Origin of the sequence: Bacillus sp. B1-b2 (assembly GCF_009183415.1) — a bacterium.
Lineage (GTDB): Bacteria > Bacillota > Bacilli > Bacillales > Cytobacillaceae > Niallia.
The window spans coordinates 234,088-249,199 of sequence record NZ_WEHU01000003.1 but is presented as its reverse complement, the minus strand read 5'-3'; the positions used below and the strand labels follow the sequence as shown (position 1 = coordinate 249,199).

At 32.0% G+C, this 15,112-nt stretch carries 14 protein-coding genes and 1 pseudogene; 13 read left to right on the top strand and 2 right to left on the bottom strand.

Annotated features, from left to right (window positions below; all coding sequences use genetic code 11):
- Positions 1 to 18: 18 nt before the first annotated feature.
- From F9279_RS04685 to F9279_RS04650, 8 genes are all read left to right on the top strand, one after another.
- On the top strand, positions 19 to 228 hold the full coding sequence (locus F9279_RS04685; RefSeq protein ID WP_152111626.1) for a hypothetical protein: 210 nt from the start codon (positions 19 to 21) through the stop codon (positions 226 to 228).
- Between the two features lie 110 nt (positions 229 to 338).
- A complete protein-coding gene (locus F9279_RS04680; RefSeq protein ID WP_152111625.1) occupies positions 339 to 677 on the top strand; it encodes an ArsR/SmtB family transcription factor in 339 nt (112 codons plus the stop codon).
- Positions 678 to 861: 184 nt separating this feature from the next.
- A complete protein-coding gene (locus F9279_RS04675) occupies positions 862 to 1,203 on the top strand; it encodes an ArsR/SmtB family transcription factor (RefSeq protein ID WP_413463188.1) in 342 nt (113 codons plus the stop codon).
- Positions 1,204 to 1,218: 15 nt separating this feature from the next.
- Positions 1,219 to 2,517, top strand: a complete 1,299-nt coding sequence (locus F9279_RS04670; protein WP_152111623.1) for an arsenic transporter — start codon at positions 1,219 to 1,221, stop codon at positions 2,515 to 2,517.
- A 61-nt stretch (positions 2,518 to 2,578) separates the two neighbouring features.
- Positions 2,579 to 4,222 carry an FAD-dependent oxidoreductase gene (locus tag F9279_RS04665; protein ID WP_152111622.1) on the top strand — a complete coding sequence of 548 codons (1,644 nt, stop codon included), beginning with the start codon at positions 2,579 to 2,581 and terminating at the stop codon, positions 4,220 to 4,222.
- 589 nt (positions 4,223 to 4,811) lie between these two features.
- Complete coding sequence (locus F9279_RS04660) at positions 4,812 to 5,867, top strand: flavin-containing monooxygenase (protein ID WP_152111621.1); 1,056 nt, start codon at positions 4,812 to 4,814, stop codon at positions 5,865 to 5,867.
- A 119-nt stretch (positions 5,868 to 5,986) separates the two neighbouring features.
- A complete protein-coding gene (locus tag F9279_RS04655) occupies positions 5,987 to 6,355 on the top strand; it encodes an ArsR/SmtB family transcription factor (protein WP_152111620.1) in 369 nt (122 codons plus the stop codon).
- Complete coding sequence (locus F9279_RS04650) at positions 6,348 to 8,477, top strand: heavy metal translocating P-type ATPase (protein WP_152111619.1); 2,130 nt, start codon at positions 6,348 to 6,350, stop codon at positions 8,475 to 8,477. Before F9279_RS04655 ends, F9279_RS04650 begins: the two co-directional genes overlap by 8 nt.
- A 230-nt stretch (positions 8,478 to 8,707) precedes the next feature.
- Here the strand turns inward: F9279_RS04650 and F9279_RS04645 are convergent, their stop codons facing one another.
- Positions 8,708 to 9,691, bottom strand: a complete 984-nt coding sequence (locus tag F9279_RS04645; RefSeq protein ID WP_152111618.1) for an arsenic resistance protein — start codon at positions 9,689 to 9,691, stop codon at positions 8,708 to 8,710.
- Between the two features lie 125 nt (positions 9,692 to 9,816).
- Here F9279_RS04645 and F9279_RS26185 point away from each other — a divergent pair.
- Both F9279_RS26185 and F9279_RS04640 read left to right on the top strand, forming a co-directional pair.
- Positions 9,817 to 9,972 (top strand): annotated as a pseudogene (locus tag F9279_RS26185) (Ada metal-binding domain-containing protein); the annotation flags it as partial.
- A 48-nt stretch (positions 9,973 to 10,020) separates the two neighbouring features.
- The gene (locus tag F9279_RS04640) at positions 10,021 to 10,347 is read left to right on the top strand and encodes a helix-turn-helix domain-containing protein (protein ID WP_226793221.1); all 327 of its coding nucleotides are present in this window, start codon (positions 10,021 to 10,023) and stop codon (positions 10,345 to 10,347) included.
- Between the two features lie 1,056 nt (positions 10,348 to 11,403).
- Here F9279_RS04640 and F9279_RS25010 read toward each other — a convergent pair.
- Positions 11,404 to 11,556 carry a hypothetical protein gene (locus F9279_RS25010; protein ID WP_193224447.1) on the bottom strand — a complete coding sequence of 51 codons (153 nt, stop codon included), beginning with the start codon at positions 11,554 to 11,556 and terminating at the stop codon, positions 11,404 to 11,406.
- 138 nt (positions 11,557 to 11,694) lie between these two features.
- Here F9279_RS25010 and F9279_RS04635 point away from each other — a divergent pair, with 138 nt between their 5' ends.
- The 3 genes from F9279_RS04635 (at position 11,695) to yfmF (ending at position 15,111) form a co-directional block, all read left to right on the top strand.
- Complete coding sequence (locus F9279_RS04635) at positions 11,695 to 13,020, top strand: helix-turn-helix domain-containing protein (protein WP_226793249.1); 1,326 nt, start codon at positions 11,695 to 11,697, stop codon at positions 13,018 to 13,020.
- Positions 13,021 to 13,232: 212 nt separating this feature from the next.
- The gene (locus tag F9279_RS04630) at positions 13,233 to 13,613 is read left to right on the top strand and encodes a GntR family transcriptional regulator (protein WP_152111615.1); all 381 of its coding nucleotides are present in this window, start codon (positions 13,233 to 13,235) and stop codon (positions 13,611 to 13,613) included.
- A 223-nt stretch (positions 13,614 to 13,836) separates the two neighbouring features.
- Positions 13,837 to 15,111, top strand: a complete 1,275-nt coding sequence (gene yfmF, locus F9279_RS04625) for an EF-P 5-aminopentanol modification-associated protein YfmF (RefSeq protein ID WP_152111614.1) — start codon at positions 13,837 to 13,839, stop codon at positions 15,109 to 15,111.
- Position 15,112: the final 1 nt, after the last annotated feature.

Here is a 15,112-nt window from a genome sequence, read left to right as displayed (position 1 = left end):
TATAAATGAGGTATTAATATGGTTATAAATAAAGGTGGTAATCTTAGTAAAGAGTACTTCAAAGCTTACATGGAATTAATCATGAATAGTATGGGAGTTTCCATTGAAACAGCAAAGGAGAAGGCCTTTTCAAGATTATTTAGCAATAAAGAAAGTACGTTAGGATCTATATCCTATAACAATTTCGTCCATGCTTATTATGAATTAGTACAGGATTTAGCTCCTTAAAATAAATATTCAGTAGAGAAAATAAGAGTTCGACTAGCTCTTATTTTCTTGCATACTACAGGTACTCCATTTAGTATAAAGATAATTCAAACGGAAATGGATGATTATACATGGCTATGGAACAATTAGACACTACTGCAAATATTTTAAAACTATTAGGTGATAAAACAAGGTTATCCATTATGGGAATGCTAATGATACATGACTGTTGTGTATGTGAGTTTGTCGATGTATTTCAAATGTCTCAACCAGCTATAAGTCAACATTTGAGAAAATTAAAAGATGCTGGTCTAGTTAAAGAACAAAGAAAAGGCCAATGGGTTATCTACTCACTAGACCAAGGAAATCAATATTTCTCTATGATAAAAGATATTTTAAAATACGTACCGAACCAAAATGAAAAGTTTGTATGGCTTGAGAATAACGGTTTGCGCATTTCTTGTGATTAATAAAAAATAAAATGGGTTAATGTGATTGACATTAACTTTTTATATTATTAATATATAAGCATATAATTATATACAATTAATGTCTTCAATCATTGAAATCAATATATGGAGCATATTGTCACTTTATTAGCAAATAAAAATATGATTATGTTTGATTTTTTGAAGACAAAGGTGGTGATTAATAGTGGTAGACGAAAAAGATTTAAAGGAAACGGCAAATGTTTTAAAGCTTTTAGGGGATAAAACAAGATTATCCATGGTAAGTATGTTGGCTGAACAAGAATGCTGTGTATGTGAATTTGTGGAAATTTTTAAAATGTCACAACCTTCTATAAGCCAGCATTTAAGGAAGATGCGAGATCTTGGAATTGTTAAAGAACAAAGAAAAGGTCAATGGGTGGTTTATTCTTTAAACACTACAAGTGAATACTACGTATTAGTGAGAGAGTTATTAAAACATATTCCAAGTCAAAAAGAAAAATTGGAGTGGCTAGTGGAAAAGGGTCTAAGAATTACATGTTATTAATGGGGGTTAACAGCTTTGCTACAAACTATATTAGCAACAATTATCTTTTTAGTAACACTGACATTAGTTATCTGGCAACCGAAAAACCTTTCTATTGGTTGGTCAGCTTGTGGAGGAGCAATATTAGCTCTTCTTGTTGGTGTAGTTGATTTCAATGATGTCATTGACGTAACAGGGATTGTGTGGAATGCAACACTAGCATTTGTCGCAATCATTATTATTTCGTTAATTTTAGATGAAATTGGATTTTTTGAATGGGCGGCTCTACATATGGCAAGAGTTGCTGGTGGTAATGGCCTGAAGATGTTTGTTTACGTTGCTATTCTAGGGGCTATAGTTGCAGCATTTTTTGCAAATGATGGGGCAGCACTAATTTTAACACCAATCGTTTTAGCGATGGTTAGGGCGTTAAAGTTAGACGAGAAAATGGTTTTTCCATTTATCATAGCAAGTGGTTTTATTGCCGATACTACATCTCTACCTTTAGTTGTCAGTAATTTGGTTAACATAGTTTCTGCTGATTTCTTTGATATCGGATTTGTAGAATATGCTTCCAGAATGATCGTGCCAAATATTTTTTCTTTATTAGCAAGTATTCTAGTGTTGTACTTATATTTCCGTAAAAGAATTCCAAAAGTTTATGATTTAAATCAATTGAAAGTTCCACAAGATGCGATAAAAGATCTAAAGATGTTTCGATTATCTTGGGTGATTTTAGCTGTTTTACTTATTGGCTATTTCGTGAGTGAATTCCTGTCTATTCCAGTCTCACTCATCGCTGGTGTCATTGCAATTATTTTCCTTGTGTTTGCAAGAAGAAGCGCTGCTGTATCTATTAAGAAAGTAGTAAAGGGTGCTCCGTGGGCAATAGTATTCTTCTCTATTGGAATGTATGTCGTAATTTATGGATTGCGTAATGTTGGTTTAACAGACCTGCTATCTAGTGTTATTCAAGCAGCTGCAGATCAAGGATTGTTTGTTGCAACCTTGGGTATGGGATTCATTGCAGCAATCATATCGTCCATTATGAATAATATGCCAACGGTACTTATTGATGCATTAGCAATTGCAGATACAAATGCTACTGGTGTAATAAAAGAAGGGTTAATTTATGCCAATGTTATTGGGTCTGACTTAGGTCCTAAGATTACACCAATCGGTTCATTAGCAACGTTGTTATGGCTCCATGTTTTATCCCAAAAAGGGGTAAAAATATCATGGGGAACTTATTTTAAAACGGGTATTGTCTTAACTATTCCCACCCTTTTGATTACTCTAATCGGCTTATATCTGTGGCTTTCCATTCTTTCATAAGTGAACTTTAAATGTTAATTATACAGAATAATATTGATATTAATTTTTGGAGGATAAAATCATGAAAGTACTTATTATAGGATCTGTAGCAGCGGGAACATCTGTAGCAGCAAAAGCACGTAGAAACGATGAAAAGGCTGAAATCACACTATATAATGCTGACTACGACATTTCTTATTCGATATGCGGTATTCCTTATTTTCTAGGCGGAGAAGTAGAAGATTTGGAAACATTAACCCCAAGAAGTGCAGCTTGGTTTAAAAAGCGTTATAACGTAGATATTTTTACTCGTCATGAAGTAACTACAATTGATGCCGAGCAGAAGAAAGTTCAAGTGAAGAACTTAGATACAAATGAAATAAAAGAAGACACTTATGATGTATTGGTTTTTGCAACAGGGGCTTCTCCAATTAAACCTGATATTGATGGAGTAGATGGAGAGCATGTTTTCCAAGTTCGTACGATACAAAATACAGCAGCTATTGATCAATATATGAAAGCAAAACAACCAAAGAAAGCAACCATCATAGGGGCTGGCTATATTGGATTAGAAATGGCGGAACAGCTTACTCATAGAGGTTTAAAGGTAACAATCGTACAACGTAGTAATCATGTAATGGCACATATGGATAAAGATATCGCTTCACGAGTGGAAGAACATTTAGTTAAAAAAGGAGTCAATCTCATCTTAAATGATGAAGTAACTGCTATAAGTAAGAAAGAAGTACAAACTAATTCAGGAAAATCTATTGAAACGGATATTGTTATATTAGCAACGGGTGTTCGTCCAAATACACAATTGGCTAAGGAAATCGATGTGGAAATTGGTGCTACTGGAGCTATTGCAGTTAACTCCAAAATGCAAACTAACCTGCCTGATGTCTATGCTGTTGGTGATGTGGCGGAAAGTTACTCTGTAATTACAGGAAAACCTATCTATCGTCCATTAGGAAGTACAGCTAACAAAATGGGAAGAATAGCTGGAGATGTAATAACGGGAGGTTCTTTAGAACATCGAGGTATTTTAGGAACTGGAATACTACGTGTATTTGATTTAGCTGTCGGTCAAACTGGTATGAATGAAGCAGAAGCATTAGAAGAAGGCTATGATATCGAAATCCTTCATAATATTAAACCAGCTAGAGCGGAGTATTTAGGCGGAAAAGAATTAGTTATTAAGGCAATTGCTGATAGAGAAACTGGCAGAATTTTAGGTGTACAAATAGTAGGTGAAGAAGGCGTAGATAAACGAATTGATGTCTTTGTAACAGCTATTACGTTTAAGGCAAAAGCGGAAGACTTATTCCATCTTGATCTCGCTTATGCACCTCCATTCAGCACAACAAAAGATCCAGTTATGTATACTGGTATGGCTTTGCAAAACGCTATCGAAAAGAAAAATAAGCTAATTACACCAAAAGAACTAACGGAAAGAATGGAAAAAGGAGAAACAATCCAGGTAATTGATACTCGTGCCACAAAACAATATAATGTTTCAAATGTGGAAAGTGCAATAAATATACCACTAGGCGAATTACGAGAAAAATCTAGAGAACTTGATCCTAACTTACCTACAGTAACTTATTGTAATAGCGGAGTAACTGGAAATGCTGCTCAAAATGTTTTACGTAACTTAGGGTTCAACGATATTTATAATCTTTCTGGCGGAAATAAGAATTACCAAAACTTTATAAAAAACAAATGATAAATATATTCAGACCTTTAGACATTACTAGAGGTCTTTTCTTGTGTCACCAACCTGGCAGAATTCCTGTAGTAATGAAGAAAATATTTCTTGTATCCAAACATGGAAGGATAGATTAAGCAAATTTCTTCACAAATCTATTAGGGAAGAGTCATTGGTTGTATTCTAGGAAAGAAATCAAAACTGTATTGGTGCTTTAGAGAAAGAGGTTGTTTTTTTGCTGGTTTTTCTTGGAAGTGACTCTAAGCGGATATTGCTCAGGAATATTTAAAATTAAAGGAGCAACTAACTCCCTTAGAGATATATCAGCAAAGTATTGGATACACGAATAACAGCTACTTTACTTTTTGAACATGGGTATCCTTCCACAAAAGCAATTATCTTTATCTTATGTTGAAAATATCCCATCGATAATGGGTTTTTTCTTTGTTTATATATAATCAACATGAAATAGTCGATGATTTGTTGAATGGAATAAGTTTAGATATTGTTTATCTATATAAATTAAGAAAAATTTAGATTGGAACTTTTTAAGCGAGGTGGTATTATTTGTATATGAATGACTATTCATATACAAAGGGGTGTTTCTATGTATGACACTTTAATAATTGGGGCAGGTCAAGCGGGTATATCCATCGGATATTACTTAAAAAAAACAAATCAAAAATTTCTTATTATAGATAAAGTATCAGAATTAGGAGACAGTTGGAAAGAGAGATATGATTCCTTAGTATTATTTACCCCAAGAATGTATAGCTCCTTACCTGACATGAAAATGGAAGGAGACCCCCATGGCTTTCCAAACAAAGATGAAGTAGCAGACTACTTAAGAAAATATGTTGAGGAATACGACATTCCAGTTAGACTTCATACCGAAGTAGTAAATGTCTCAAATCAAAATGAAGGTTTTATAGTAAAAACCACTGAAGAAGAATTTGAGACAAGGAATCTTGTTATAGCATCAGGTCCCTTTCATTCACCTAGTATTCCTTACTTAGCAAAACACTTACCCTCTGACATCAAACAAATACACTCATCAGAGTATCTAAATCCGAAGCAACTAACCGATGGAAATGTATTGGTTGTAGGTGGTGGAAATAGTGGTGCTCAGATAGCCGTTGAGCTTTCAGAAGAAAGAGAAACATATCTATCCTATAGTGGTAAGCTTATTTACCTCCCTTTAGTTCTCAAAGGTAAAAGTATTTTTTGGTGGTTTGATAAATTAGGAATTTTGAATGCAAGCAATACATCTAGATTAGGAAAGTTCATTCAAAAAAAAGGTGATCCTATATTTGGATATGACTTAAAACACGCTATTAAGCAAAAAAAAATAATCCCAAAAGAAAGAGTAATCGATGCAAAACATGACCTTGTCATTTTTAAAGATTTATCCACTTTAAAAGTAAATAATATTGTATGGGCTACTGGTTTTAAGAGTTCATTATCTTGGTTAGAGATAAAGAACCTTTATGATAAAGAAGGAAAGATAATACATCATAGGGGTGTTACAAAAGTAAAAGGACTTTATTTTATAGGTCTACCCTGGCAATACCGACGTGGTTCAGCATTGCTTCAAGGGGTTGGGTTTGATGCTGAATATATAGTAAATCAAATAACTAATTCTAATTTAAAGGCTGCTTTTTAGGCGGCTTTTTTATTTTTTCTCTTCATTCAAATAAATACTTGAATATAAACGCAAGGAAAGAGTATACTATATTCAAATGAATATTTGAATGAATATTTGAATGAATATGGGGAGAAGATATGAATAAAAAAGATACTTGTGAAATTTATTGTTATGACGAAGAAAAAGTCAATCGAATACAAGGAGATTTGAATAAGGTTGATTTTTCTAGTTTGTCCCAATTGCTAAAATCCATTGCTGATGAAAATAGAGCAAAGATTACCTATGCCTTGTGCCAAGATGAAGAATTATGCGTTTGTGATGTGGCTAATATTATTGGTGCAAGCGTTGCTAATGCTTCTCATCATTTAAGAACGCTTCATAAGCAAGGTATTGTTAAGTATAGGAAGGAAGGGAAATTGGCGTTTTACTCTTTAGGAAATGAACACATTCAGCAAATAATGATGATTGCTCTAACTTATAGTAATGAGGTGAAATTAAATGTCTGATCAACAATCAAAACTATCCGAACAAGAAATGAAAGCATATCGTGTTCAAGGTTTCACTTGTACGAACTGTGCAGCCAAATTTGAAAACAACGTTAAAAATCTTCCTGGTGTACAGGATGCAAAAGTGAATTTTGGAGCATCTAAGGTTTATGTTCATGGAAACACAACCATTGAAGAATTAGAGAAAGCCGGAGCTTTTGAGAATTTAAAAATTCGTGATGAGAAAGAACAACAAGTGGAACGAGAGCCCTTTTGGAAACAAAAAGAAAACATTAAAGTATATCTTTCCGCCATATTACTAGTTATCAGTTGGTTTATAGGAGAGCAACTTGGAGAAGAACATATTCTTACCAAAATTGGTTATGCAGCATCTATTGTTATTGGAGGATATTCTCTATTCTTAAAAGGGCTAAAAAATCTATCTCTACTAAATTTTGATATGAATACACTGATGACCATTGCGATAATAGGTGCGGCTATTATTGGTGAATGGGGTGAAGGCGCAACGGTTGTTATCTTATTTGCAATTAGTGAAGCATTAGAGCGCTATTCAATGGATAAAGCACGTCAATCTATTGAATCACTAATGGATATCGCTCCAAAAGAAGCGTTAATTCGTCGTGGAAATGAAGAAATGATGATTCACGTAGATGATATTCAAGTTGGAGACATCATGATTGTTAAGCCTGGACAAAAACTAGCGATGGATGGGACAGTTGTCAAAGGAACATCCACACTGAATCAGGCAGCCATTACCGGTGAAAGTGTTCCTGTAACGAAAACTATTGACGATGAGGTTTTTGCAGGAACACTAAATGAAGAAGGATTACTTGAAGTTAGAGTAACGAAACGAGTAGAAGATACGACATTATCTAAAATTATTCACCTTGTTGAAGAAGCACAAGCTGAAAGAGCACCTTCCCAAGCCTTTGTTGATAAATTTGCAAAGTACTATACACCTGCAATTGTCATTCTGGCAGTTTTAATAGCAGTAATCCCTCCTTTATTTGGTGGTGATTGGAGTGAATGGATTTATCAAGGATTAGCTGTACTAGTTGTTGGTTGTCCTTGTGCCTTAGTTGTTTCTACCCCTGTTTCCATCGTAACTGCCATAGGGAATGCTGCAAAAAATGGAGTACTAATAAAAGGTGGTATTCATTTAGAAGAAACAGGCCACTTAAAAGCTATTGCTTTTGATAAAACAGGAACATTAACTAAAGGTGTTCCAGCAGTTACAGATGTAGTTACTTTTAATGGAAATGATGAAGAATTATTAAAAGTTACGGCAGCAATAGAGAAAGGTTCACAGCATCCACTTGCTTCCGCAATTATAAGAAAAGCAGAAGAAAACAGATTGGATATTAATGAAGTAGTTGTAGAGGATTTTCAATCCATTACAGGTAAGGGTGTAAAGGCAAGAGTTAGTAATGAAATGTACTATGTTGGAAGTCCCAATCTTTTTCAAGAATTACACGGTATGATGGACAGTTCTATTGATGAGCAAATTACCCGTATGCAAACAGAGGGTAAAACCGTTATGGTTTTAGGAACAAAAAAAGAGATCCTTTCTTTAATTGCTGTAGCTGATGAAATTAGGGAATCTTCCAGAGAAGTAATCGACAAGTTAAACAAATTTGGAATTGAAACAGTTATGTTGACTGGTGATAACCAAAGAACAGCTTTAGCCATTGGTAAACAAGTTGATGTTTCGGATATTAAAGCTGATTTGCTTCCAGAGGATAAACTAAATTATATTAAAGAGCTTCGTAGTAAACATCAAAGTGTTGCAATGGTTGGAGATGGAGTTAACGATGCGCCAGCACTAGCTGCTTCTACAGTAGGTGTGGCTATGGGAGGTGCTGGAACGGATACAGCACTAGAAACAGCAGATATTGCTTTAATGTCTGATGATCTAAGTAAATTACCATATACGATTAAATTAAGCCGTAAGGCTTTAACAAGTATCAAGCAAAACATTAGTTTCTCTTTGGCAATTAAATTGTTAGCTTTGGTGTTGGTAGTTCCAGGTTGGTTAACACTTTGGATAGCTATATTTGCTGATATGGGAGCAACACTATTGGTCACTTTAAATAGTTTAAGGTTATTGAAGGTAAAGAATTAAAACATTAATTAGGAGGTATTTCTGTTTTAAGCAGGAATGCCTTTTTTAATGAAAAAATCAAAGAAACAGTCAGATATGGAAGAAGCTTTAATTATTTTTTAAAACAATTACCCTAAGGATAGCTGGTTCTTTATTAATGTAATGCTACCAGTTTAAAATTTGAATGAATAATTTAAAAAAGTAATGACCGTTAATTACCACTAACAATCATTACATGAAATAACATTTTTTTATTCCAAACTACCTTTATCACGTAGAATTACATTTGGCACAATACGAATATAAATAAGTTCTCCCACAAGTTCAACAATGGTTTGTGTTACAATAATTGCTGCAACTAATGTGCTCCAATTTTCAGGTAATGCAAGTGCAAGGGGAAGAACTACAAGGGAATTACGTGTTCCAGAACTGAAAATGACAGCCCTTCCTGTTCCTATATCAAGCTTAAACCATTTTACAATCATTTTAGAAACGAACGGCATTATAACCATGAATGCTATATAGATAGGAATCACGTTAATAATTAAATCCCAAAATAAGGATAACTTGCTAATTTGCGATGATACAACAATAAAAAGAGTAATTGCCATTAGTGGAACGGGGATCCATGCAGAGATGTCTAATAAAGCGCAAACACTGCGATTCTTCTTAGCAAGAAGTTGTATAATAATTGCTAGTATTAGCGGCAATACAATAATGATAAGAAATGCTTCAATGAAAGGTCCAGGATTAACAACTTCAGCTGCTGATTTCCCCATAAAAATCAATAGGTATACAGGTAATAAAATCATTTGTGTAATAAAAAGAATTGGTGTTGATATTAGCATCAATTTTTCATTCCCACGACCTAAATGTGTAAAAACAATTACATAGTCAATGCAAGGTGTCAGCAAAACAAGATATACACCAAGCAATATTGGAGACTGTTGAGGTAAGAATTGAGATAATAACCACACAACAATTGGGACTGCTATATAATTAGCAGTTAAAATAGCTAGGATAAAACGGCGGTTTCCTAATGATTTCTTTATAGATATAAAAGGAATCTGTGTAAACATCCCATACATTAAAATAGCAATTACTACAGAAATAAGTATGTGATTATCTATGGTAGACATTAGCTTTGGGGCTATTAAGCCAAGACTCACTGCCAGCACTAATGTAATAACATATAGCCAAATCTGATTTTGTTCAAGTTTTTCACGAGTGATCATGTAATTAACTACTCCTCCATTCAATTTGATTCTTTCTCTATTATGTATTGTTCTTAAATAATTTGCTTATATAATCTTGACTTCTAATTCAATAATAATAAAGGAGTGTATTCTCGTGGAGTCTTATCAATGGGAGGTATGATGGGGAATTTTATTATGCTTTAAAGAGCACAGGTACATTTTGTCGTCCATCATGTCCTTCTAGAACACCCAATAAAAAGAATGTACAAATTTATTATGATGCAAAAGAAGCACTAAACGATGGATATCGCGCGTGCAAACGATGTCAATCCGATATTTTGAATTGGAAGGGATCAAGGAATGAATTGGTGAAACAGGTAGAAACTTATATTCTACAACATTATGATGAAAAATTAACATTAAATCGCATATCTACTGCTTTATCTATCAATTCACATCATTTACATCGAACATTTAAGCTTGTAACTGGTTCAACACCATTACAATTTTTACATCAAGTTCGAATAGAAAAGGCTAAAGAATTATTAACAACAAGTTCCCTATCTGCAACACATATTAGTTTTAACGTGGGATACTCAAGCCTTTCCCATTTTTCAAAAGTATTCAAAGATAAGGAACATATATCACCTTCTAGTTTTCGCAATCATAGCAATAGAAATAGTAGTAAGCAGTGAAAGTATGAGCGAAAATCAGAGGCACTTTAACAGTTAAAATGATAACTTATACCAAGTCAGTATGGATTTATAGGGAACTTTGTGAATGAATTCACTTAAACAAACGGGGGCGTTAGTTAAACAAGACTATCATTACGATGGTCTTGTCTTCTTATGGGCCAATATTACGAATCTACCTTAAATCCCTTATCTTTCAATTCTATTTTGTGTGACATTATATATAAATACATTAAGATAATGGATTTTAAATAAATTGATTGACATTTAATATAAATTTTTTTGTTCCACGGTCTTTAATAATCATCAACAGCTCCTTTTTATAAATTTAATTATAAAAACGTTTGTTCGTAAATCAAGTTGAAACAGAACTATTGTTCGTATGTGATTTTAAAAAAGGAAATTCAATTGATGAAATGTTACTTAATAGGAGCTGTTAAAGGGGATATCCTTATATAAAAGGGAATCCCTTTACTTATGTCACATTCGAGAAAGATTGGTTTAATAGGAATGTATTTTCTACGTACTGGAGATGATATATACTCTTTCAGCCTAAGTTTTTCTAGTGGCTATCGAAGATTCTCTTCTTCGTTATTTGCGTAGCTTTGCCCGATTTTGGTGGATTATTATCCGTGGTTATTAAATAAAATTTATTTTAATAAGCTTAAATTTACATTTTTACTTTTAAATAACCATTGTAGTCTGAATAAATTTTTAATTAAGTGAATGAGGAATTGTGAGAACATCTGTAGATGCTTAGTAATTAATAGCAAGGGGATAACCAGAGTAATAGATTAGCATAGTAAAACATGAATTATATATTATAAAGATAGGAAAGTAGCATTTATATATAAGAGAGAAAGAACTTTCAGGAAAGCGATTATATGTGATTTATACCATTATAAGAAATAGCTTGAGTTTATAGATTTCTATGTATACAATTGTGTACTTGTATCTATAAACTCAAATTGTATTTGCATTTTTTAGTAATTGGTGCTTAATTTGCTGATTCTTAGATTAAATGTAAAAAACTCTTTACTTTCATTTTGACAAATAAATTTAGTGACCAGGTGGCCATACTGGATCAAATGTAACAGTATGAATTGGTTTACTGTAGTCTATTTTAGGTTCTGCTGGCTTATTAACAGGAAGATAGGAAGATAGTAATAATAAAGTAGTAACGGAAACAATGACTAACGATATTTTTTTCAATTTATTTTCCACCTTTTCTAAAATTTGTCTGCGTAATAACTATATTTTAATATTTTAAAAAATTCAAGTATATTAAATAAAATTTGGTATAATAAATTTATTATTAAAATTTTGGTATTAGGAAGATGTGATGTGAAGATGAATATGGGAGAAAGAATAAAAAATGCTAGGAAAGAGAAAGGGTTAAGACAATCCGACCTTTCAGGTCCAAATTTAAGTCACGCAATGATAAGTTTAATTGAGAGAGGATTAGCTAACCCGTCGATTAATACAGTGAAGTACATATCTTCAAAGTTAGATGTAGATATTAATTACATACTATTTGGGGAAACTAAGGGAAACATAGAAGAGAAAGTAGAAACAATCAATGATAATCATATCAGTACTTTAAAAAGTTTAATTAAGCTAGGGAGATTTAAGGATGCTCAAGAGTTAATCCATCAAGTAAATACTAGTAATGTAAATTACATCTACAAAGGTGTAATGCATAATATGCAAAGCGATATTTTCTTGGCTCAAGGTGAGTTTACTAGCTCTATCAATGAACTTGAGAAAGCTCTTATTTATGTACCGTTAACTGAAATTGATGAAATTATAACAATTTACTCAAAAATTGCTACAAATTATCTATTAATTAATGAATTTCATAAAAGTATCGAAAATGCATTTTATAGTATTCTTTTATTAAAAAATAATACAGCTACCACTAATACTCTCCTACAATTAAAACTGTATTATAACTTAGCCTATTGTTATAGCCGTATTAATGAATTTACTAAAGGTCTTGAGATTATTGATGAAATGCTAAAACTGATGAAGGAAACAAATGTAATTTACAAACAAGAAACGATATATATGCTTAAAGGGATAGCACATCTTAATCTATTTCAATATGAAGAAGGTATCAAAGCTACAAGTTATGCAATAAATCTTTTAGAAGTATCAAGTGAATATAAGGATGAACTAGTAGGATGTTATACAAATTTAGGTATTCTATATAGAGAAATTAATGAGTACGAACTCTCAAAAGAGAGTTTTAAAAAAGGATTGTCAGTTAATCTGGAAAATAAAGACAGTAATTGGTATGAGTTTAATATTGAGTATGAAAACAGTATAACTCATATATTAAACAAGGAATTCCGAAAAGCAGAAACAATTTGTGAAGAGCAGCTTAAAAAAAATGATATAAAAAGTTCTTTTTTTCTAAAATTTACTTTGCTAATCGCTCTTGTCCATTTACAAACAGAAAAATTGAATACAGCAAGAAATTATATAGAAGATGTTATTGTGGAAGCAAGGGACAGGGAGGATAAATACATTTTGCCGAAAGCTTATCTTGTGAAAGCAAGAGTACTTTTCGCAGAAGGTGCGTATCAAGATGGGATTAACTTATTGTACAAGTCAATCAAATTCTATAAGTCTACAGATAACAAAACATATGATAGTTTATACTTTTTGGCATAATTGCAATGTAGTAGATAATCATGTTTATTATTGATTTAAACTTGTTTTTATTGAATTAATGCAGAAATTAAAAACCTAAGATCTAAAATAAATAAAGATCTTAGGTTTTTTTAACCCATAGTGTTTTACTAAAAAAATGTATTAGGTTTAGCTCGAGTCACCATATGCTATATACACATTCAAATATTTTATAGTTTAAGAGAGGAAGTTTAATGAACATAATCATCTCGCATACAATAAAAGAACCTATATATTCGCAGATAGTTAACCAAATAAAAGAACAAATTATTTTTGGATACTTAGAAGAATTACATATGTTACCGTCTATTAGAAAATTAGCAAACGAATTAAATATTAGTGTTATAACAACAAAAAGAGCATATGAAGAGCTAGAAAAAGAAGGGTTTATTACTACTATTATTGGAAAAGGATCTTTTGTTGCAGCAGTTAACAAAGAGAAATGGCGAGAAGCGATTCTAAATACAGCTGAAGAGAAAATGAGAGAAATAGTGAAAACTACAAAGTCTTTTGGAGTTACACTAGAAGATTTAGAAAAGATACTAGAATTCATATATCATCATGAAAATATATAAATATTCCTATATTCAATTTAATAACTATAAATTTCAATTTAGTAGAATGTTATTACTATTTTATTAGTGTGAGCATCATTTTATAGTAATTCATTTTGAAATGTACTTAAATTATTTCTTTGTTGACTTTAAGTATATATTAACATTATTGTAATTTTGTGTAAGTTTAATAAAAAGAATATGTTGCAAGCAATAAATTGGTGGTAAGGGAGAATAAGAGAGTATGGATGAGGCAAATATTATTTCTAGTATTCATAACGGAATACACTTGCATTTAAGTAAAACTGACAAATTTAAAACAATTAATATAATGTTGACCATGCGAGTACCTTTGAAAGAAGAGTTTATAACATCCAGAGCATTAGTTTCCAAAGTGTTGCTAGGAGGAACATGTAATTATCCAAACCGAAAGCTCTTAAGACAAAAACTTGATAACATGTATGGGGCAACTTTGTCATCTGATGTTCAAAAGAAGGGTGATTATCAAATAATCACTTTCACTGTTGGGATACCTTCATATCAATATGTAAGTGTCTCTGATTCTTTAATAAAGGATATTTTAGAAGTTATGTATGAAATTATATATAATCCATTAAAAGAAGATGGAAGTTTCAAATCCTCAATAGTAGAGCAAGAGAAACAAAATTTACATCAAAAATTTGTATCGTTTTATAATGAAAAACTTTTATATGCAAACCTTCGATTGGTTGAAGAAATGTATAGGGGAGAACCTTATCAATATCCTGCAATTGGAAGGAAAGAAGATATCGAATCTCTTAATCCATCTTCTATTTTTCAAACATATGAGGATTTACTTGAAGAGTCTCAATTTGATCTTTTCATAGTTGGTGCATTTAACGCAATAGAAGTCGAGAATATAGTAAAAGAGGTCTTTAAAAAACAGCATAAAAGAATATCAATAGAAAATAAATCAACTGATAATTTATCTATAAAAGCTCCTAAGGTAATAAAAGATAAAATGGATGTCAATCAAGGTAAACTTCTTTTAGGATATAGGACTTTTTCAACTATTGAAGATGAAGATTATGAAGCAACAAGAGTAGCTAACGCAATTTTCGGAAGGTTTCCTTCGTCTAGATTATTCTTAAACCTGCGATTGAAGGAAAGTTTAGTATACTTTGCTCATTCACAAATAGAAAGTAATAAGGGCTTATTACTAGTTAGCGCGGGTATTGACTCTGCTAACTATAATAGAGCTGTTGATATAATAATTAATCAGGAGAAGGAATTAAAAGAAGGGGAATTTACTGACGCTGATGTTGAACAAGCGAAAATAATGTTAATTAATCTATTACTCGAATCTCATGATACTCCTTTAGGTATTATGGACATTGCTATACAGCAAGTTGAGAGTGGCCAAGCTAAAAATATTAATGAAATGATCGGTAGAATTAAAAGAGTAACAAAAAATGACGTGATTGCTTCTTTTAGAAAGTGGAAGTTAGATACCATATATTTTTTAGGAAAGGAACAATAAC

Coding starts and splice junctions, on each gene's coding strand:
- F9279_RS04685 (WP_152111626.1), top strand. CDS start 19: ATGGTTATAAATAAAGGTGGTAATCTTAGTAAAGAGTACTTCAAAGCT.
- F9279_RS04680 (WP_152111625.1), top strand. CDS start 339: ATGGCTATGGAACAATTAGACACTACTGCAAATATTTTAAAACTATTA.
- F9279_RS04665 (WP_152111622.1), top strand. CDS start 2,579: ATGAAAGTACTTATTATAGGATCTGTAGCAGCGGGAACATCTGTAGCA.
- F9279_RS04660 (WP_152111621.1), top strand. CDS start 4,812: ATGTATGACACTTTAATAATTGGGGCAGGTCAAGCGGGTATATCCATC.
- F9279_RS04655 (WP_152111620.1), top strand. CDS start 5,987: ATGAATAAAAAAGATACTTGTGAAATTTATTGTTATGACGAAGAAAAA.
- F9279_RS04650 (WP_152111619.1), top strand. CDS start 6,348: ATGTCTGATCAACAATCAAAACTATCCGAACAAGAAATGAAAGCATAT.
- F9279_RS04645 (WP_152111618.1), bottom strand. CDS start 9,691: ATGATCACTCGTGAAAAACTTGAACAAAATCAGATTTGGCTATATGTT.
- F9279_RS04635 (WP_226793249.1), top strand. CDS start 11,695: ATGAATATGGGAGAAAGAATAAAAAATGCTAGGAAAGAGAAAGGGTTA.
- F9279_RS04630 (WP_152111615.1), top strand. CDS start 13,233: ATGAACATAATCATCTCGCATACAATAAAAGAACCTATATATTCGCAG.
- yfmF (WP_152111614.1), top strand. CDS start 13,837: ATGGATGAGGCAAATATTATTTCTAGTATTCATAACGGAATACACTTG.